The sequence below is a fragment of the Peribacillus sp. NPDC058002 genome, assembly GCF_042886655.1.
Classification (GTDB): Bacteria; Bacillota; Bacilli; order Bacillales; family DSM-1321; genus Peribacillus; species Peribacillus aracenensis.
Window position 1 is genome coordinate 24432 of sequence record NZ_JBHVQU010000004.1, and the last position, 20203, is coordinate 44634.

General features: G+C 41.0%; 21 protein-coding genes and 1 pseudogene. 7 read left to right on the forward strand and 15 right to left on the reverse strand.

Annotation, left to right across the window (positions count from 1 at the left end; translation table 11 throughout):
* On the reverse strand, positions 1-485 hold a 485-nt coding region (locus ACFVSH_RS01875; protein WP_387704511.1), incomplete at its 3' end, for an SH3 domain-containing protein.
* A gap of 592 nt (positions 486-1077) precedes the next feature.
* Here ACFVSH_RS01875 and ACFVSH_RS01880 point away from each other — a divergent pair.
* The 4 genes from ACFVSH_RS01880 to ACFVSH_RS01895 all read left to right on the forward strand — a co-directional run bounded on the left by ACFVSH_RS01880 (position 1078) and on the right by ACFVSH_RS01895 (position 3083).
* Complete coding sequence (locus ACFVSH_RS01880) at positions 1078-1683, forward strand: protein kinase family protein (protein WP_214790017.1); 606 nt, start codon at positions 1078-1080, stop codon at positions 1681-1683.
* 34 nt (positions 1684-1717) lie between these two features.
* The gene (locus tag ACFVSH_RS01885; protein WP_387602926.1) at positions 1718-2161 is read left to right on the forward strand and encodes a DUF6376 family protein; all 444 of its coding nucleotides are present in this window, start codon (positions 1718-1720) and stop codon (positions 2159-2161) included.
* 124 nt (positions 2162-2285) lie between these two features.
* Positions 2286-2714, forward strand: a complete 429-nt coding sequence (locus ACFVSH_RS01890; protein ID WP_260285168.1) for an SRPBCC family protein — start codon at positions 2286-2288, stop codon at positions 2712-2714.
* Positions 2715-3083, forward strand: coding sequence for an ArsR/SmtB family transcription factor (locus ACFVSH_RS01895; protein WP_387704513.1), 369 nt, complete (start codon positions 2715-2717; stop codon positions 3081-3083).
* Positions 3084-3130: 47 nt separating this feature from the next.
* Here ACFVSH_RS01895 and ACFVSH_RS01900 read toward each other — a convergent pair whose 3' ends face one another.
* The 11 genes from ACFVSH_RS01900 to ACFVSH_RS01950 form a co-directional block, all read right to left on the reverse strand.
* A complete protein-coding gene (locus tag ACFVSH_RS01900) occupies positions 3131-5980 on the reverse strand; it encodes a YhgE/Pip family protein (protein ID WP_387704561.1) in 2850 nt (949 codons plus the stop codon).
* A 2-nt stretch (positions 5981-5982) separates the two neighbouring features.
* Positions 5983-6489 (reverse strand): RrF2 family transcriptional regulator, encoded by a 507-nt coding sequence (locus ACFVSH_RS01905; protein WP_076370178.1) that lies wholly within the window; start codon positions 6487-6489, stop codon positions 5983-5985.
* Positions 6490-6662: 173 nt separating this feature from the next.
* On the reverse strand, positions 6663-6977 hold the full coding sequence (locus ACFVSH_RS01910) for a thioredoxin family protein (RefSeq protein ID WP_387704515.1): 315 nt from the start codon (positions 6975-6977) through the stop codon (positions 6663-6665).
* Between the two features lie 142 nt (positions 6978-7119).
* Entirely contained in the window at positions 7120-8025 is a 906-nt protein-coding gene (locus tag ACFVSH_RS01915) for an alpha/beta fold hydrolase (RefSeq protein WP_387704517.1), read from the reverse strand.
* 34 nt (positions 8026-8059) lie between these two features.
* The gene (locus tag ACFVSH_RS01920) at positions 8060-9535 is read right to left on the reverse strand and encodes a sodium:solute symporter family protein (protein ID WP_387602938.1); all 1476 of its coding nucleotides are present in this window, start codon (positions 9533-9535) and stop codon (positions 8060-8062) included.
* On the reverse strand, positions 9532-9732 hold the full coding sequence (locus ACFVSH_RS01925) for a DUF3311 domain-containing protein (protein WP_387704519.1): 201 nt from the start codon (positions 9730-9732) through the stop codon (positions 9532-9534). The genes ACFVSH_RS01920 and ACFVSH_RS01925 overlap by 4 nt, the downstream gene beginning before the upstream one ends.
* A 776-nt stretch (positions 9733-10508) precedes the next feature.
* Positions 10509-10904: a VOC family protein gene (locus ACFVSH_RS01930; RefSeq protein WP_387602941.1), complete on the reverse strand. Its 396-nt coding sequence runs from the start codon at positions 10902-10904 to the stop codon at positions 10509-10511.
* Positions 10905-10949: 45 nt separating this feature from the next.
* Positions 10950-12227 carry a family 8 glycosyl hydrolase gene (locus ACFVSH_RS01935; protein ID WP_387602944.1) on the reverse strand — a complete coding sequence of 426 codons (1278 nt, stop codon included), beginning with the start codon at positions 12225-12227 and terminating at the stop codon, positions 10950-10952.
* A gap of 635 nt (positions 12228-12862) precedes the next feature.
* Positions 12863-13549, reverse strand: coding sequence for a VOC family protein (locus ACFVSH_RS01940; RefSeq protein WP_387602947.1), 687 nt, complete (start codon positions 13547-13549; stop codon positions 12863-12865).
* 191 nt (positions 13550-13740) lie between these two features.
* The gene (locus ACFVSH_RS01945) at positions 13741-14388 is read right to left on the reverse strand and encodes a pentapeptide repeat-containing protein (RefSeq protein ID WP_387704521.1); all 648 of its coding nucleotides are present in this window, start codon (positions 14386-14388) and stop codon (positions 13741-13743) included.
* A gap of 496 nt (positions 14389-14884) precedes the next feature.
* Complete coding sequence (locus tag ACFVSH_RS01950; protein ID WP_387602953.1) at positions 14885-15364, reverse strand: DUF4306 domain-containing protein; 480 nt, start codon at positions 15362-15364, stop codon at positions 14885-14887.
* Positions 15365-15494: 130 nt separating this feature from the next.
* Between ACFVSH_RS01950 and ACFVSH_RS01955 the strand changes: the two genes are divergently transcribed.
* Positions 15495-16166 carry a DUF6944 family repetitive protein gene (locus tag ACFVSH_RS01955; RefSeq protein ID WP_387704523.1) on the forward strand — a complete coding sequence of 224 codons (672 nt, stop codon included), beginning with the start codon at positions 15495-15497 and terminating at the stop codon, positions 16164-16166.
* Between the two features lie 102 nt (positions 16167-16268).
* Here the strand turns inward: ACFVSH_RS01955 and ACFVSH_RS01960 are convergent.
* A pseudogene (locus ACFVSH_RS01960) lies at positions 16269-16641 on the reverse strand (VOC family protein).
* Between the two features lie 86 nt (positions 16642-16727).
* Complete coding sequence (locus ACFVSH_RS01965; RefSeq protein WP_387704525.1) at positions 16728-17129, reverse strand: hypothetical protein; 402 nt, start codon at positions 17127-17129, stop codon at positions 16728-16730.
* Positions 17130-17296: 167 nt separating this feature from the next.
* Between ACFVSH_RS01965 and ACFVSH_RS01970 the strand changes: the two genes are divergently transcribed.
* Together ACFVSH_RS01970 and ACFVSH_RS01975 are read left to right on the forward strand one after the other, a co-directional pair.
* On the forward strand, positions 17297-17716 hold the full coding sequence (locus tag ACFVSH_RS01970; RefSeq protein ID WP_387603171.1) for a MarR family winged helix-turn-helix transcriptional regulator: 420 nt from the start codon (positions 17297-17299) through the stop codon (positions 17714-17716).
* 12 nt (positions 17717-17728) lie between these two features.
* Positions 17729-18928 carry an MFS transporter gene (locus ACFVSH_RS01975; protein ID WP_387602962.1) on the forward strand — a complete coding sequence of 400 codons (1200 nt, stop codon included), beginning with the start codon at positions 17729-17731 and terminating at the stop codon, positions 18926-18928.
* A gap of 68 nt (positions 18929-18996) precedes the next feature.
* On the opposite strand, the gene ACFVSH_RS01980 is transcribed toward ACFVSH_RS01975, so the two are convergent.
* Entirely contained in the window at positions 18997-20196 is a 1200-nt protein-coding gene (locus ACFVSH_RS01980; RefSeq protein ID WP_387704527.1) for a hypothetical protein, read from the reverse strand.
* Between the last annotated feature and the right edge of the window lie 7 nt (positions 20197-20203).

The window sequence follows — 20203 nt, forward strand, 5'->3', positions numbered from 1 at the left end:
TTGGCTTTGATCTTCGCCCAGCCTTTGGACTCCGAATACACCGTTACCTGTGTGCCTCTTGTCAGCTTTGCGACTAGGCTGGCACTATCTATCCCGCTTTTCCGCATATTCAGTGAACCCGTGCTCACATTCACATATTTCGTTGCCGTTTTAGCCGTTACCTCAGCTTTGGTCACCGTTCCTGGTTTCGTTGATGATAGATACTTCGCACTGACATATCCTTCTTTTCCATTGGCTTTGATCTTCGCCCAGCCTTTGGACTCCGAATACACCGTTACCTGTGTGCCATTTGCCAGCTTTGCAACTATGCTTGCATCCTCCGCCCCGTTTTTTCTCATATTGAGCGAACCGGAACTTACATGTACAAACATGACGTCTCCTATATTCGCCTGTTCCGCATGTAGTGGAGCTGCAGATATTTTTTCTTCGAAAGCAACGGTAGACAACACTGCAAAACAAAAAGTTGGTATAATTAATTTCTTCATCTCATTCTCCCTACTAAAGAATTATATTTCTAACATTTATTTAAATATCGGTTAAAATAAGTATAATAATATAGGCATATATGCTCATTCGTCTAAAATATATCATATTCCGTTAGAACTACAGGGAGATAAAGGAGATTGTAATATAATAGTAAACTAAGATACATTTAAGTAATAAAATAGAAACATTTGCAATGATGGGTATGTATCTGGCAAACAAATGATCAATATAAAGTATATTGATATAATTACTGACCACTCAAATTAATGCTTTTGAGACGAGCATCTTCCTTCCTTTACTGAATATATATAAAGGGTGGGCACACGCTCCTTATATTTGACGGATTGAGGCAATAACCTATATAATTACTGTATATAACTTATAAGAATCCTTCTGTTAAGGGGAGTAGCTATACAATAAAGTCGTCAGTACAGGATTGAATCCTCGGCTTTATTGGCAACTGATTTTAGTTGTTTGCAAGACCTTGCCGATTATTTGGTGAGGTCTTTTGATTTTTAAAAGACGGTATGACCAATAATCGGTTATACCGTCTTTTTTGATTCGAAAAATTGCACAATAGAGGTGAAAAGTATGCAGAACTATAATGAGTTAGCTCAAAGCGTTAAGATTTCCGATGATAAAAAGCATATATTGCTTGATGCCGACCCATCTTTATCACTTATCGGAAAAGGCCGAAGCGCATATGTATTCAAAATACATTCCACCAATAAGGCACTTAAAGTGTTTTTCCCGGATCATACTCACACAGCTAAAGTTGAAGCTGAAATATACAAAACCGTCCAATCCATCGAATACTATCCAACCCTATATGATGCGGGGGTAAATTACCTTGTTATAGATCACATTGAAGGCAACACTCTTTTTGAATGCTTAACATTGGGAATCCCGATAACGGAAGAAAACATCGCGGAGATAGACCATGCCCTGCAATTGGCAAGGAAAGAAGGATTGAACCCTTCGGATATCCATTTACGAAACATCTTCATCACCTCCGAAAAAAAGGTGAAGATCATTGACGTTGCAAGGTTTAAGCAAGTGAAATCCTGTAATCAGTGGCACGACTTGAAAAGTGCATTTCACCTTTTCTATTCGAAGTCATTTTTTCCGAAGAAGATTCCCAGCTTCATACTGAATTCCATTGCAGCGATTTATAAAAAGAGATTTCTGCCCATCTGATCCTTACCATAAAAAAATCACATTGGAGGCATATATGAAAAAAATAATGACCATTGCTCTACTGTCCATACTTACATTAAGCGGATGCTCAGCTTTAGAAGAAGTCAATTCATCATTGGAGTATGCAGATCATGCGACGGAGTATGTAAATACCGTTAAGGAATTTGCCAATGAGGTGCCTGCATTGTCACAGGACGCCGTAACGAATGGCGAAGCAAGAGCAAATCTTGAAAAAGAACTGGAATTGATGAAAACGGAAATTGAAGAATTCAATGCAATGGAACCACCCCAAATCGCTGAAGGCATCCATGAGAAGATCGTCAGCTCGAATCAACAGCTTTCAGATGGAATTGAATTATATCTGAATAATATTGAAAATGGCCAAATTGACCCTAAGGCATTGGAAGATTCAGAGATAATGAATTCAATCGATACTATAACAGGATTGGCAAAACAAATTGAAGAATTGGGGAATTAAGCATCCTGCAATGAATAAAAAAGAATCACTTGAAACAAATTATTGACATGAAACCAAAAGGTTTTATATAATCAACAAAGCGAAACCAATTGGTTACATATTTCAATTAAAAAGGAGAATCAGTATGGAAAATCAACATACACTACAGGACATCAAGAAGACAGTTATTCTTGAAGCCCCTATCCAACAAGTTTGGGATACAGTTTCGACTGCAGAGGGCATAGCTTCATGGTTCATGCCAAATGATTTTCAACCGAAAGTGGGACATGAGTTCCATATGCAATCACCTTTTGGTCCATCTCCTTGTAAGGTGACGGAGTTAGATGCTCCTCATCGTCTTTCATTCAGTTGGGATACGGACGGTTGGTTCATTTCCTTCATTTTAAAAGAACTGGACGGCAAAACGGAGTTCACCCTTATTCATGGTGGTTGGAAAGAGCCTGAAACGATTCTTCCGAAACCGAATGAAAAAAGCTCAGTGATTCGCGAGAGAATGGATCATGGCTGGGAACAGATTGTTCATGCAAAACTTAAAAAGGTTGTTGAGGGCTAAGTGTCTGCAGCAGAAAAACATGATGTATTTCAGGCTATCGCCGACCCAACCCGCCGAAAGGTCCTGCAATTGCTTGCTGAAGGGGATTTACCCATTTCAGAAATCACTTCTCACTTTTCCATGAGCCGTACAGCGATTGCCAAGCATCTTCATATCCTTTCTGAAGCTGAATTGGTCAGTGGCCGGAAGGTAGGCAGACAGAAACGCTTTCGGCTTCAGCCAGAACCTTTAGCGGAATTGAAACAGTGGCTTTCTTTTTACGATCAATTCTGGGATAACAAATTATCCATCCTTAAACATGTGATTGAACATTCAGGGGAAAATGGATTGAAAGTCATCGATAAAGAAAAGGACATGGATGAACCTTAATGAAGAAAAACCCCCGGCTCATTGCACCGGGGGTTTTTTCCATTAGTTTATGCTTCCATCTCCAAATTGTGTGCTTTGCGCTTCTTGATGACCATCGTTAGCAATAGCAGTAGATTGAAGACAATGATGCATCCAGTAAGGAATACTATACTCGTTGTCAATGCATCAGCTCCCAGGCTCGTGCTCATCGCCTGACGGAAGCCCATGACAGAGTATGTCATTGGTATGAACGGGTGAACATGACTGAAGAAGTTATTGGTCAGTTCCACAGGGAACATTCCTCCGCTTGCACCTAGCTGTAATACAAGGAATATCATCGCCAATAAACGACCCGGATTTCCAAATCCTACGGTCAAGAAGGTGACGATGAACATGAAGGTAAGGGAAGTCAGTATGGAAACCCCAATGAATTGCCCCATGTTCTCGACCTGTAAATCCATTCCCCAAATCATGATCGCATCCAACACTAATGCTGAAAGCGTCGCTTGGATAAACAGGACCGTAAATTTACTGAACCACCATGCCACTCCTGAAGTAGGCCTTGTGGAAGGCAAGCCTGTCGGGAATCCCATATTGAAAGCAATCGCTCCTACAAATAAGCCAAGAGACAATACATAAGGAGCCAGTGCATGACCATAATTCGGCACGTCACTGCTTTTTTGTTCTTTAACCTGTGTCGGTTCGGCAATCATGCTGTAATTATCATCGGTTGTTTTGTTTTCACTTATTTCTTCTGCTCCATCACCGAGTTTTTCCGAAAGTTCGACCGTTCCATCTTTAAGTGAGGATATGCCATCACCCAATTTTCCGGATCCTTCAGCAAGTGCCGAGGAACCTTCATTGATCTTACCTGCCCCATCGGCAAGCTGGATGACTCCATTGCTTAAAGTAGGCAGATTGCTTGCCAATTGTTCAGTGCCCTTAACAAGTGCTGATGAGCCATCATTCAAGGCAGCTGAGTTGGCATTCAGTTCATTGGCCCCGCTAGCAAGTTTGCTTGCTCCTTCGCCAACTTGGCTAACACCGAACGCATATTTCTCAAGACCATCCCCAAAGGAGGTTGACCCTGCTTGAAGTTGTGAAACTCCATCTACCAACTGACCAGATCCCTCAGTTAGTTTTGATAGACCATTATTCAACGAGGAACCGCCTTGTGCTAGCTGGTTGATCCCCTTCACTAATTCTGGTGTCCGTTCATTTAAACTTTGTGTTGCCGCCGTTAATTGATTGCTGCCTTCTACAGCCTCATTCAAGCCGCCATTTAAATGGGTTGCACCAGGAATCAATTGTTCTTCAAGTGCGTTCCTTATTGCCGTATATCCGTTTAACGCTGAAACGGCGTTTGGATTGACTTTATTCACCGCATTATTTAAATTGGCCACTTGTTCTGGAAGCTGGCCTAATCCATTCAATACAGGCATTACATTATCCTTCAATTGCGTTGATAAGTCGGATACACTTCCGGCAAGAGTCGAGGCGATTTGTTTTTGTGCCTCCGCTTGGTTTTGAAGTTCATTTTGAATGGCTCCGATTAATTCGGATTGTTGTTCACTTGTCATGCCTTTGAATGCTTCCGTGTTTTGAACGGCATTGATCGTGCTCTGACCATTATTCGCAATGGTTGATTGAAGTTCCGTTAAGGCCGCTTGACTGTTATTGAGGTCTTCAGTAATGCTAGATACGGTACCGGACGCGCTGCTTCCTGCAGGAATCGCTTCTTGCAATTGATTTACACCGCTTTGAATGCTTGTCAGTCCTTGCTTAAGCTGACTCATCTGTTCTTCTGCGGGCAATTGGCCATCCATTTTTTTCAGGCCGTCATTTAACGCTTGGCTTCCTTCTGCCAGTTTATTGATTCCTTCATTTAAACTTTGCTGACCTGATGCCAATTTTGGAATTCCTGTCGATTGGTCCGTCAGCTGGCCTGCATTTTGTGATAATTGATTCAACCCATCATTCAAATTCGCACTGCCTGTTTGCGCTTGTGCCAATCCCGTATTTAAAGTTTGCGCTCCTGGAACCACTTTGGCGAGCCCAGTGGAAAGTTGGGATGAACCTTGTAAAAGTGCTTCACTATTATTAGTTAATTCCCCTGTGCCTGATGCAAGTTCGTCCGCACCCTTTTGCAACTGGCCGACACCGGAAGTATATTGTGATATCCCCTTATTTAAATCCGACGCGCCACTTTCAAGCTTGTTGGCTCCTTCCATAAACTCGCCGACGCCGATTTGAAGTTTATTCGCTCCATCTTTGAAAGTTAATGTGCTTGAAGCTAATTTATTCAGATTTGCCGTCACTTCTTTGTTTCCATCATGCAGTTCTTTTGCGCCATCATCCAGTTTTGATGCCCCATCTGCTGCATCATTGAATCCCTCTCCGATTTTATCAAGCTGGGAGAAAATCGCTTCTGCATATTCTTTTGTGACACTTTCGGCAATTTCCGTTTTCAAATTATTCGCTGCCTGTTTTCCGACCGTTTCAGAAACGAAACTGCGCCCTGGATTCACGTCATACGTCAAATTCATTTTTTTTGGCTTATCATCCATGACGGTTGCAGCATTTTTCGAAAAGTCCTCAGGAATGGTAACGACCATATAATATGTACCATCATCAAATCCTTTTTTCGCCGCTTTTTCCGTTACGAAATGCCATTCTAAATCATCATTGTCCTTTAAGTTCTCGATTAGCTCATTACCGACTGATAAGGTTTTACCCTCATATTCCGCCTTCACATCCTTATTCACGACTGCAACAGGCAATTTGCCTGTCTTTCCGTATGGATTCCAAGCGGAACTAAGAAATAACCCCCCATAAATAATCGGGACGAACAGTAAAACGATCGCGACACCGACCAGTTTTCGATTTGTTAGGAAAAGCTTCCATTCTTGTTTAAGCATGTTCACTTCTTTTCACCTTTCTTTTCACGCAGTACATCACTCAATGACGTTGAATTCCAATTAAGAGTCGGTATATCCGTGGTGCCAAAGCTTTCTTTCAGCAAATCTGCCACTGTTTGGCTGGAAAAGAACTCTATCAAAAGTTGATCCGCCCGGGAAAACATCCGACGAAGGACATCCATCCCCTTCTCTGCATACTCTCCATCTTTAAACGCTTTTTCTATAAGTCCCGTATCCGGAAACATCGAAATCGGGCCTTCCATCGCCTCAATAATTTCAAGGTTTTTAATCTTATCTACACTTTTGGCAAGAGTAAGGCCGCCATTATTACCAGGAACGGAAGTGATTATCTGCTTAACGACCAGTTTTCTTATGATTTTTTTCAAATAAGAAGGAGACACCTCCAATCGCCTGCTGATCTCATTAGACGAAAGCGGTACATTTTTATCCTGGGTGGAGAGGATAACAATGATGCATATAGCTTGCTCGACCCCTTTTGTTAATTGCAAATCAGTTCACCTCTTTCAGTATCTATGTGGATGTTTGATATCCATAATGGATATTCGGTATCTATAATTAAAACCCGTTTCATCTTAGAAATCAAGTTAATTCTAGAAAAAATTTCTAAAAAAAAGATGAACCCCTTATGACAGCATGATAAGGGGTTCACCTTTCAAGGTTTTTATAGGTCATTTAGAAATTCATTGACCGCTTCTGGAGTTTTAGCATTTGCACTGTGCAGATGTGCAATCTTTTCCCCATTCTTAAATACTAATAGTGATGGAATTCCCATTACCGTTTGCTCTTCAGAAATCTCGGGGAACTCGTCACGATCGATTGTAAACCACTGTTTATCTTGATGTTCTTGAGTGATTTCATCGATGAACATGTCTAAACGTTTGCAGTCTGGACACCATGTTGTCGTAAAAATCCCGACCGTCAGTCCCTCTTGATTGATTTGTTTACGGTATTCTTGTTCAGTATCGATATTTTTCATGATCGTCTCCTCTGGTCTTTCTTATCATCATACATTAATCCATGGATTAATGTACCCAAGGATTAATATATAATTAATTCCTTTACAGCACAAACGGTTTATCCTGGATCCATCCAACTCTTGCACGGTTCATGTACCTTTTCTATGCTTTGGGCAAAGCCGCATTTTCCTGGAGTCCCAATCTCTCGTTTATGAAAGAGGAAACCCTTGAAATGAACTCCTTATTTTCATCAATGAAAAGATAATGACAGCTTTTTACAAAAATGATCAATTCACTGTCAGGAATCTTTTCGGCGATGAGAATGGATGCCTCAATAGGAGTGATCCAATCATGACGGCCGCCTGCCACTAATGTTGGACACGGTATTTGATCCAGCTGGTCCACTAAATCAAATGTTTTCAAAAACTTGGCCCCTTCATTAGCCGCTTCCCAATTAAAGTTCGATTTCTTCTTTCTCATCATCTCTTTTTCCGCTTCAGTTCTTACTTTTCCCCTTGATGAGTAAAAATAGAGCGGTTCCATGACTATACTGAATTCAGCCATAAGCTGTTTTTCCATAGCCCCGTCAAATAGAAGTTTTGCCATCCTTTTTTGATCATCCGTACCGGTTTCCTCTATTTTCACCAGCGCCTCTTCTCCAAAGATGTGGCTTGGTGAAGTTGCGATCAGAAGAAGGGCAGCCACACTGTCCGGATACCGAATGGCGTACTTTTGTGCAACCATCCCCCCGTAAGAATGGCCCAATACAATAACCTTTCCCAACCCTAAATAGTTCCGGATCGCCTCTAGATCCTCCACGTTATTCTCCAGGTTATATGTTGATTTCGGACCGCGTTCAGAACGGCCGCAACCGCGCTGATCAATGTAAACCAACTGCATCGATGCCGAAAGCGGCGTCAGGAATGGTTTAAATCCAATATGCTCGCCCCCAGGTCCTCCATGAATGACGAAACAGACCGGCTTCTTTCTCCATGAATTCCCTTCAGGCACCAATTCCGCCCCTTCCACATCGAAATATATCCTTGTTCCGTTAACTTTAGCAAACATCATGGCCCTCCTCTTTTACATCCTCTTTTTATTATCAAGCAGCTTCCCATTCACCTTTATTATCCTTGGAAAGTTTCCTTGTAATAAGACTGACGCCAATCATTACAATCACATTTATGAGGAGAGCGACAAGACCAATGTTCAAATCTTTAATGGCTTGCGGCAATCCCGGGAAAAGTGTCCCAATTGTAGCGCTTGTTATGGTTGTATACCCAACAGTGGCTAAACCGGCAATGATGCCTGCTGACGCACCCTCTTTCGTCACGAAGTTACTTTGCAGGAGACTGGCGATGAAAGATGGGAATAATTGAGTCACCATGCTGTATCCCATCAATAAAAGGGCCACGATCGTATTTCCTCCAGTCAAAGTAAAATACACGGCAATGAGAGCAAGAACAGGTACAAGCAACTTGGCAATCGTCGTGATTTGTTTATCCGAGGCGGAAGGAGAAAAATGCTGATACACGTTTTTGGCAAGCAAAGTCGCTGAACTCATTAAAATCATCGAGCCAGGAACAAGGGCGGTCAATAGGCCCGCTGCCCCGATAACCCCCACAAACCAAGGATCGAAGGTATTGATCGAAAGCTTCAATAACGCAAGATCCATATCCGATCCTTGCAACCCAGGAACTTTAATGATGGCGGCATAGCCGACAAAGATCGCACCGACGGATAATGCTCCGTAAAGCGGAAGAATGAATGCATTTTTACGGAATGTCTTGGCACTTTTAGCTGTATATGCAGAACCGAATGTTTGCGGCCACATATAGAAACCTAACGTCGTCAAGATGATCGTGGATATAAACCATGAAGCACTCATCCCCATATCGGGCAGTGTCAGGAAATCAGGCTTGACGGCATCGACTGCTTCGAACATCGGCTGGATTCCGCCAAAATAATGAAGCGGAATGTAAATCCCTAAAAATAACGCGACCAAAGCGATCATGATGTCTTTGAGAACTGCTGTCCAAACCGATCCATGGATACCCGAAATCATCACATAAGCCGTAACTGAAACAGCTCCGATCCAAACGGCAACCGTCGGGGAAATCGAGCCATATGAAGTAGTCGAAACGATGATGCCCAGACCCTTTAATTGCAGAACCAAAAACGGTACCAGGGCCAAAACACCGACGATTGAAACAAGTACCCCCAATAACGGGCTTTTGTACTTTTTAACATAAAAGTCTGCTTGTGAAATGAGCTTGTGTTTATTTCCGTAGCTCCAAATGGCAGGATAAATCCAATAAGAAAACAGGTAGCCCAATGCTGCGAACGCCGTTCCGTACAATGCCGGACCGCCTATGCCATATGCCCATCCGCTGGAGCCCAGGAAAGTGGAGGTGGAATAGATTTCTCCCGCCAGTAATATCATGATGATGAAAGGGCCGAATCCGCGTCCGCCGACTGTCCATTGTTCAAGGTCCATGTCCTTGCCTTTTCTTGCCCTAATCCCTAAATAGAGTGACAGCAACAGGAAACTGAAAATAATGATGATCGCTATATTCATTTCTCTTCCCTCTCTTTATTCTTGGGATCTAGCATATAAATGATAAAAACGACTAAAGCGGTAAAGATCAGCCACGAAAAGTTCCAGAAAAAGAATAGCGGCATGCCAAGAATGTACGGCTCGATACGATTAGCCCAAAAAGGCCCGCCAAGTATGGCGATTACAGGAATTAAAGAAAGAAAATAAATTAGTTTCATGAGATTCTCCTTGTCTAATGATATGAACTGAATGTGGTGACACGAACATTGATAACTTTGATTCATCACCTGCAAAGCAATCGTGATGAGGTGCGGAGCCGCCGCAGTTTCATAGTCCCCCTTTCTTCCGTCGTCAATATGTGATATTACTTTTAATCTAGCAATCCGCATGCCAATATTGGAATTTTCAGAAATATGGGTTATATATCAAGGAAATTAGTTTCACAAAACTTATGATTGAGGATAAATCAACGTGCTGTTGATGGGGGTATCCTTTTTAATGAGTAAAAAAATTTTTACAAGTAAAAATTTTTTTCATCCCTTAAAGGGAATAAGAGTCTCTACCATTTTTTATTTATAATCGTTCCAGGTGATTTCAGAAATCCGCTTCCTTTCCGCCGACTGTCTGGAGAGGAAATCAACGACCCAGTCATAATCACCGTCGGAATGAGACCATCCTGAGCCCCCTTTTTAGACAAAAGGGTTTCAATCTAAAGTGTTAAACATCGTTGATTGGAACGGAAGGCACGAGACTCCTGCGGGAAATGCGAGTCAATGGGAGACCCCACAGGCGCAAAACGCAGAGGAGGCTCCCGGACCGCCCGCGGAAAGCGAAGGCCTGGAGTGGAAATCATGTAGTACCACCAGGTCTCGTTTAAAAATCATGGTTTGCAATTTTTCGACCGTCCGCGCCTCATGGTCTGGGGTGTCACTTACGAACACCTTTGGTAAACAAACTGAAAAAAGCCACTATCCAGTGGCTTTTTTCACATCATTCATATTGGGAGAGTAAGTTGCCAGGAAACACCAAATTTATCAGATATCCATCCGAACTTCTTACTAAAGGAATAATCACCCAATGGCATAAGCTCTTGTCCGCCATCAGCTAAGCTCGAATAAAGCCTGTCAATTTCCTCTTCACTATCACATGTAAGGAATATTGAAAACGAAGGCGTAAACGTAAATTGATGCTTAACATTGCTATCGATGCACATAAATTCCTGATCTTTCAAGGTAAAGGTAGCCTGCATGACACTCCCCTCTGTACCTGATTCATTGGCACCATACCGTACCATGCTGGTTATTTTCGATCCTTCGATTAAAGATGTGTAATAATTCATTGCTTCTTCCGCATTTCCTTCGAACATCAAGAAAGGTGTGACTTTCATCATTCTCATCAAACTCCTGTTCTTCTTTAATTAAGCTTCTTCATTGAATCACGGCGCCCACCAGTTACCTGAAGCCACGATCATTGTCTGTAATTTTATCGTATTGGCAAAATAGTCATCATCGTCTTGTTTCTGTATCGTCCTATCCCATAATTCGTTGATCCATTGCTGGTTGGAGGAATCAACCATGGCACTCACCATGAATGGAGCAACGAAGGTTGTACTATTCCCTTCTTCCACGGCTTTTCCGCTCAGCGTATAGCCGGATTGGATATTTTCAGGATTGCCATCCGTTTCCGCTTTAATCCAATCATTCATCCTCTTCAATTGCGGCAGGGCTCGTTCATCACCAGTCAGTAAGTAATCGAGTGTATAGCGCCAAGGGGTCCTGCTGCTGTTCCAGCTGTAATTGCCGTCATTCTCCCCTTCTAAAAAATCAGCATGAGCCGGCTGATATTCTCCCCTGGATTGTACAATGAAGTCCGGCATGAGACCAGTATTGCCGCTTTTCTCCTTATAAATCGAATGAATGATCGCATAAGCCTTATCCGTTACATCTTTCCATTCATCAGTCCCGGTTGCCGCCTCAAATGACTTAAAATGATTGAGAAGAAGGTCAGATGAACGAGTCGATTGTCCGTATACCTTATCTTTATCTTCCGCCCAGTCCCCTAGCTTGACCAAGGACTGCGACGGATTTATCTCATTCGACATGATCGCAGCCAAGATGTCCTTTGCACTGGCAAGATAGTCGATTTCCCCTTCACTTCCCCACTGGCGATCGGCCAATAACAACGAATAGGCGATATCCATATCGCCATCAGTTGCTGAATCGGCATCCCCTGGCGTATTGATGATTTTACCCGACTTATCCTTAACTTGCTGCCATGCCATTAAGGAAGGGTCATTATCACTTCCATGGGCTTTATAAAAACGATAAAGACCATCGAAGTACTGCTTGTCTTGGCTGCCTGCCATGATTGCCGTTATCATCATCCCATAACCGTGCGCTTCAGAGACGGTCACTGCATTCTTGGGCTCTGCATATCCTTTATCATTGTAAAAAATATAATATTGATCACTTTCAGCAGCTGGCTGCTTAAGATATTCATTTTTCCAGGCTTTATAAAAATTCGCTACGCCAGCATCCAACTCCTCCTGTGAAACATTGTCAGGCTTTATCGTACCCGCTTGATAGACTGTATGCTGAGGAAATGCTTTTTTACCGACAAGCTCTTTCTGTTTGGTTTGAGGTACCCATGCTATCGAGGCAATGACCCCTAGAACAATCACGCCCAATGCTATCAATAAACTTCTTTTTTTCATGGCTGGCTCCTTGAGTTATGCTGCAGTATTCACTGCTATTGTATGTTCGGCTAGGAACATAAAAATGGTGCTGCTAAAATATATGTTATCAATTCTTCCTCTATTAAACATAACTTTTCTTATGTAATTGCACTATATCATAAGTTTTTTGGATATTTATGTTATTATAAACGTCAAATTCTGTGTGTTTCTATTTATTTTAAAAAAGGAGTGTATTAATGAAAAGAGTCTGCAATCAGTGCCAAACTGAAATGATAAATGATTGCAAAGTAAATGTTCAAGGCGGAATGAATGGGATAAAGATTAGTCAAAAGAAAGGGATTTTCAGTAGTGTTTCTGCAAACCCTAAAGCATCCTTATGCCCAAATTGCGGTTATGTAGCTTTCTATATTGATGAGTTTAGAGAATTCACTAATTGAAAATACAAATATATACAGCTAACTGACGTTTGTGAGAATAGTAAGTTAGCAAGTATATATTTATGTTAGGAAGAAATATCAGATTATGCTTTATCATGGCCTTATATAAAGAAAGCTGGTAATAATAGTAACTAGTTCATACTTGAATTGAGTAATAAGATTAAATGGTGGTTTGGATATACATCTATGGGCCGAATGAAGTGTATGACTAAAATATCATTCCACTTTTTTCAATTCCATAACTCCTTTGCCATCCATTGAAATATCCAGTTGCTGATTTATGACTATCGAAAGCGGAAAGATTTCCGAATCTTTATTCGAAAAAATCCACCGCCGTTTCCTTGGACCTAAAAGTAAAAACGAACCTGCTTCGTGTTCCCCCATGAAATTCAATCCATCTTCACATATTTCTTCACCATTCCTTACAGGTACACCATTACTGATCAACTGATTTCCCAAAGCCCTGACTTCATCTGTCGTAATGTTTATTTCACTGATGCACAGGATGTTTTGAGCTGAAAAATACCTAGCCTCGGATTTGGGTGATACGGAATATCTTGATATGAACTCAACAATGTTGCCTGAAGGGTCTGTAAAATAAAAAGCATGTGCATCAGAATAACTGAAATAAACTTCGTCATAATCATCTTCTATAGTCAATTCCACTTTTGATTTCGCCCATGCTTTTGCCGAAGTGAATAAATTGGTTGGAATGTTCAGGGCAAAATGATAAAAAGGCTTTTCTTTGTGATGATATCTTTTAATCTCAAGCACACTTTCCCCTGCCTTCATTTCAAAAACATCATCAGTTTGCGATAATAACTCAAATCCTAACACATCAACATAAAAATCCCGCATTTCTTCCCATGCATGACTATACAAAGTGACCTTATTGATAATCAACGTTCAATCCCCCCATTCCACCTAACAAATATTGTAAAGCAATCCTGTATTTGTGCAAACATTCCGTACTTTTCAAAGTCATATATTCAAATACACGCTGCCCATTTTTACTATGCCAACTCAAAAAGGACCACCAAATTCGGTGGTCCCTCATGTCAGCTCCATTGAGTCATTTTTTCATCTTAAAAGGTTCACTCTTTAATTTTCAGGCCCAGCATGGCTGCAAATACGATCGCTTGGTCCGGGGAAACTTCGCATCCCTTTAAATCTTCCATGGAAACGGTAAGCCTTTGAAATGTAGAACTGCTAATATCAATTCCTTTGAGCGGTGTCCGGGAAAAGTTCACTTCATTTAATCTACATGTTTCGAACTTCACTTTGATGAATTTACACTCATAAAAATCAGCACTTTCCAATGAGCAATGATCGAACTTCACTTGCTTTAAACTGGAATAACCAAAAGCACTTAAATTCAAGTTGCAATTCTCAAAGCAGACATTCCCTAAACTCGCGTCAGACAGGTTAATGCCTAATAGTTTGGACTCTTTGAATTCCACCCGATGAATCGAGCCGCCCATGAAATCGGCATTCGTCAAATCGCAATGATCGAAAATGACATCCGTCAGCTCGATATTCCTGAATGATACTTCGCTGAATGTCACATTTTTAAAAACGACCTGGGATAATACGATTTTGTCCATCTTTTCTCTATCGATCGTACAATTGGTTATCAAACATGAATCCAGATAAGGCTCATCTTGATAATATATTTCCTGAAAGTTCGCTTGAGTTAAGTCTTGAGGGATCTTTGGCTGTTCAATTTTGATTTTGCCTGACATCTTATCACCTTTTCACTTTATTTCTTCAATCACTGGATAACTTTTTTCCAACTGCCTCACACTTCTTTACCGGAAACGGTATGATTTATATTTTAAAGGTCTGAACCGATATGGGTCCACCGCTGGTAATATACTAACCGTAAGCTATATTTCAGTGAAGTTCAATCTAAGAATTTCGCAAAAATGACTATTATTTTTCGTTATTTTGTGTCATCTTCCATCAACATTTTGCAAAAAAAAAAGCTGTTTTCGCATACTTTGTTGCTATTCACCAAGTAGTGCGGTGTGGTTGATTTCCCATCCAGATGCTCGCTTTCCGCGGGGCGGGCGGTGAGCCTCCTCGGCGTAAACGCCTGTGGGGTCTCACCTATCCCGCTGCTCCCGCAGGAGTCTCGCACTTCCGCTCCAATCAACCTTAAATTGTTTCGTTTTAAAAACAACAATCTTTACGAAAAAAGCCAAAAAAAAAGGCTGCCTCATTGGCAGCCTTTTAACTTTAAACTTCAGTATGTAATCCTGTTGGCCTCAGGAAATAATATAGCGCTGCACCTATTACGGCTATCATTCCGCCTACCAGAAAAAATGCTGCAAAGATATTTCCTCCAACAGTCGGGGAATTAGATACAAAACCAGTTGAAAGCAGAAAAAGGACACCCAATCCCAACAGGAAAAGAGCCATTTTTTTAATACTTCTTTTAAATAAGATATATCCCGTAAGTATGATTAAGTACGATGCGGCAAGGACCATAAGAAATGGAAATAGCGGTTTGAATTTAGCGGCATACACGAAATTATCTAAATTCGAAATATCCTTTGCCTCCATCGCCTGAACATCATTTACTTGTGTGAAATGCGTGGAATACTTCCATTCCCAAGGCCTATCCATAATTTCGCTGCCTTCATACCAAGTACAGAACGTAAAAACCATGAAGAAAAATGCAGCGATAATCATTTGCAACAAAGTGTTAAAAGTCAATATCATCTCCTCCATCTGCCATTATACCAATAAATGGTTTGTTTTTAAATATGCCGGTAAAAGCAATATGTAAACAATCACTTTTTCCTGAATAATATAATCTACCCTCTTTTAAGGAGTGTTTGGGAATATGACTATACGTGGAGAAGATCTTCTTCTTTCGGGAGCATGGATACTATTTATTGGTTCACTTATTGATACAACCGGGCAGACCCAGCAAACTTTCACCCACAGCAATCAGGGGAAAGATTTAATCGTAAAAGGAAATGCGATTGAAGCATTCGGAAATTCGTTGCAAGCCATCGGGAGAACTAAGCTGTTAAAACCAGAGAGGGAGCTAGCTCAAATATATACCATCTTCGGTGCTTGGCTTGAGGCTGCTGGTAATAGTACAAATGCAGTTGGAGTAAGTATTGAACTAAATGGTGCTGAGGAAGACGGAACAAAAATAGATGCCCTTGGCAGCGGCGTCCAAGGGCTTGGTGCAGCTTTTGAAGCAGTAGGTGCATTTCTTGAAGAGGATTCATCCTATAGGGAACTTGCGATTATAGGAAATAGCTTCATTTCCTTAGGCTCTTTTTTAGCAGCGATCGGTAATATTTACGTTTTAAACGAAAAAAGTGTAATTGGAGAACAGATTCTATTGATCGGTAGCTGGATTCAAGTTATTGGTGCATTTATATTACTTCATGCTATTACCCTTGAGGTTGAACACATTAAACACGAGGAACACGAGAAAAATCCGAAACATGGAAACGGCAATTCTTATCCCTATTCTTATAATAATTATTCCTACACCTGATAAAGGCGCTAGCTAATGCTAAAGATGGATGTCGTTAGTTCTTATTTATCATAGTGCAGTTGCTATGCCATTTCCCTTCATCTTACCAATTAACGAAAATACTTAAGGTGCCGCCAATTCAACTTTCATCCTATCTGGGCCTTCAGAGTAAACACATAATGTTCCTTCCCACCGGCGAATGGGTACTTGTCAGCATAGAGGATGGTAATTCCTCTGTCCCTTAATTTTCTGGTGATCTCATCAACCTGATGACGGGAGGTGGCGTGAAAGGCTAAATGGTTAAAACCCACTCGTCCCCGATGAAGGGAATGTCAAGATACCTTGTTTCTGCTTGTACAAAAACAATGTACATATCATCCAATCTCCAACTCTTCCCGCTTTCCTTGGAATGACTCATAATTCATTACCAGCCCCAAAAAACAACGCTCCTATTTAAATTTGAAACATTCAGCTCATGAAAATCCCTACAGAACAAAAAAGGGCTGTTGCATTATGCCCTTTTTCCCCGAGCCCTTTATCAATACCAATAAAGGTCTCTATACAACACTTACGCAGGTCCACTTATTTTAAGATTTCGTCATAAAGCTCTCCGCCGCCATTTATTTTGATAATTTTCAGGCGGTTGGAATTTTTGACGAAAACGGTTTTATATTGTTTTTCACCGTTCAGCTCAATAAGGAAGACTCGTTTATCATCGTTATCCGTTTCCTTATTGAAGGTATAGTCTTCGTTGCCGATTTGCTCGATGATTTTGTCATATTCAGGCAAAGAAGACCACTTCTCATGTTTAGGATTTGCTTGAGTTTCTGTTTGCGAGGCTTGTTTTTGTTGTTCATTTTCAGTATTGGTTTGATTTTCATCTGATGTTTGTACAGATTTCCCCTTGTTTTCATCCGCTTTGTCATTATTGCATGCAGTTAGCATGGCTGCTGCGGCAAGCAACGCGATCATAGATTTATACATGTTTACATCATCTCCTATTCCTATATTCCCATTCACTTTAACTAAAAACCAAATTTAGCTAATCACTTCAAATCCGAGTGGACAGAAAGGATTTATTTTGCTATTATAGTTACCTAGGGTAACAATTACTAAAGCTAACTATATATTATGTATAAGGGGTGTTTCTGATAGAGACTTACCAAAAGTTCTTTCAGCAACTTTTGCTGCTGTACCGTCCGTTTGAAAATAATCTTAATATCCAGCTGAACAAGCATGATTTACACAGGGCGCAATGGTCCATTTTACATTTCTTATTCAATTATGATTCGGCAACGTTAGTAGAGCTTGCCAATTATCAAAGTGTGGAAAAACCCACGATTACAAGGACCATTACCCGTTTGGAAGAGCTGGGATATGTCGAGCATGTGCCCAGCAAAGATAAACGCGAGAAAAGAATGCGGCTTACGGAACTTGGCTCAAAGATCTACAGTGAAGTCCGTGTGACAATCGATCAATACGAACAGGACATCTTGAAGGGGATTACTGAAGAGGAACAACTCGCAGCCATACGCATCATGGGCGAAATAAGAAATAACATTATAAAGTAAGGAGATAATAACATGGATCAATCCAGAGCCAGACTGTGGACGAAGGACTTTGTCATCGTTTCGTCCATCAATTTTTTCATAACATTAATCTTTTATTTACTGATGGTGACACTTGCCATCTATGCCGTAAATGAATTGGATGCTTCTACAAGCCAAGCCGGACTCATATCGGGTATTTTTATTATCGGGACGTTAATCGGACGTTTGTTCATCGGCCGTTTCATTGATTCAATCGGCCGCAAGAAAACATTATTCATCGGTTTGATCTTTTTCACTTTGACAACCCTTCTATATTTTGTGGACCTTGGAATTGGCTTCCTGCTTGTTAACCGCCTGATCCATGGGATGGCGATGGGGATGGCCAGTACTGCGACGGGAACGATCGTCGCGCAGATCATCCCGGCAACTCGAAAGGGAGAAGGCATCGGCTATTACAGCATGAGCGCGACTCTTGCGACGGCAATCGGTCCTTTCATCGGTCTGTATATGGCTCAACATACAAGCTTCCAAGTTATTTTCAGTTTCTGCCTGGCTTTAGGGGTGCTTTCTTTAATTACTGCATTCTTCCTATATGTCCCGGCATTGAAAGTGGCGGCAAAAGTTACGGAAAGCAAAGGATTCAAGCTTTCCAATTTCATTGAACCTAAGGCACTGCCCATTTCAATCATTACTTTGTTATTGGCATTCTGTTATTCCAGCGTCCTTTCTTTCATCAGCTTCTATGCCATCGAAATCAATCTGGTCAATACAGCAAGCTTCTTCTTTGTCGTTTATGCAGTAGCTGTATTGTTATCGCGTCCTTTCTCAGGACCGTTAATGGACCGGAAAGGATCGAACTTCATTATGTATCCGGCGTTCATGCTTTTCGGGATCGGCTTGCTGCTTTTAAGTATCACAACCAATAGTTTCACTTTACTTGCAGCTGGTTTCCTCATCGGCCTTGGATTCGGTAATATGCAATCAAGCTCGCAGGCGATTGCCGTTAAACTTACACCGCCTCACCGAATGGGGATGGCAACGTCCACCTTCTTTATCATGCTTGATGCAGGACTTGGATTCGGCCCTTATATTCTCGGATTCATCATTCCAGTAACGGGTTATAGCACACTTTATGTCATCCTGGGCGTTGTGGTCATCGCAACCTCCGTCCTTTACTACTTCTTGCACGGCAAGAAGGAACGTGCAGCTAGAGCGAATCTGGCTTCCATTTAAATGATATCAAAAACAGGGATATCCCATTGGGGGATATCCCTGTTTCATTTAAAGCTTTTTATAGGTCCTTATTTTATTTCCAATTCATCAATATAAAGTCCAAAACTTTTGCTGTTCTTTTTATTTATGACTGTTTCACCTTTATATAAAGTCTTTCCAGACTTTAAATCTGTTATCAGAAGTTTGGCAGGCTTGTTTGATCCGCCTTCTTGATTCATTTCGTTTAACAGGAAGTACACACGCCCGTTTTTAAAGGCAGCGGTATATTGTTCTTCCTCATTAGCAGCTATATCCAGCTCCGTATCATTTGTTAACGTTTGACTGCTAAGGTCAAATGTTTTAATGCGATATTTTCCCGATTTCATTTCAACTGTATATAGGTTTTTCCCGTCTGCATATCCTGATCTTGCCATGTCCAGGCTAAGCGGTCCTTTTTTAACCGTTTCTAATTTTTCCGTTTCATAATTATAAGATATCAGCTTGCTTTCTTTTAATTTTTCCTCAAAGGGACCCTCCTCATGATTTACTCCTTTGATTAACGAAATTAATACCATGCTGTTTGGCTGGGAAGGAGCAACATCAATTGGCATTTCAAAATCAACTTGATTAGGGTAAGTAAAGGTTTCAGATAAAAGGGTTTTATCGCTCAAGACTTTTTTATTAGCTAAATCGATCGTATACAGATGAACTTCTTTCGTTTGCTTCTCATTGTTTGAATTCACATCGATCATCGTTAAAACCTGTAGTTTTGAATGGACCAACTGCACATCCCTGACATCAATATTCATGATTCTCTCTTGATGGGGAAGTTCAATTTGGAAAGAAGTTTCTCCTTCGTCTTTCTTCTCCAGTAAACCGATATCAAACTTCGCTTCCATTTTGCCGTTATTCGTAAATTCGCTATTCACCCAAGCGTAAGCCAGAAAATCATCGTCTTCATATAAAGAACTAATGGAATCCTTGCCACGCATAAACGAACGATGTTCTTTTATTAATCTTTCAATTTGATGATCATATCTGTCAGACCATAATGGCCTATCGCTGCCATATGTGGTTCGATTGGATTCAATCGTCAATGGTTCATAAAAATCACCATTTTCAAGTGTTGCTTGTACGATGACCGGATCAAGCTCTTTATCGCTGCCTTCAATCGTCTTGAACGTATACCTTGGAAGGCTGGAAGCGGAGGAAGCTACTTTGACATAATAGGTCCCGATGCTTAAGAGGACAACCAAGCTAATAATGATGCTGCATAAATAACGTTTCACCTTAATT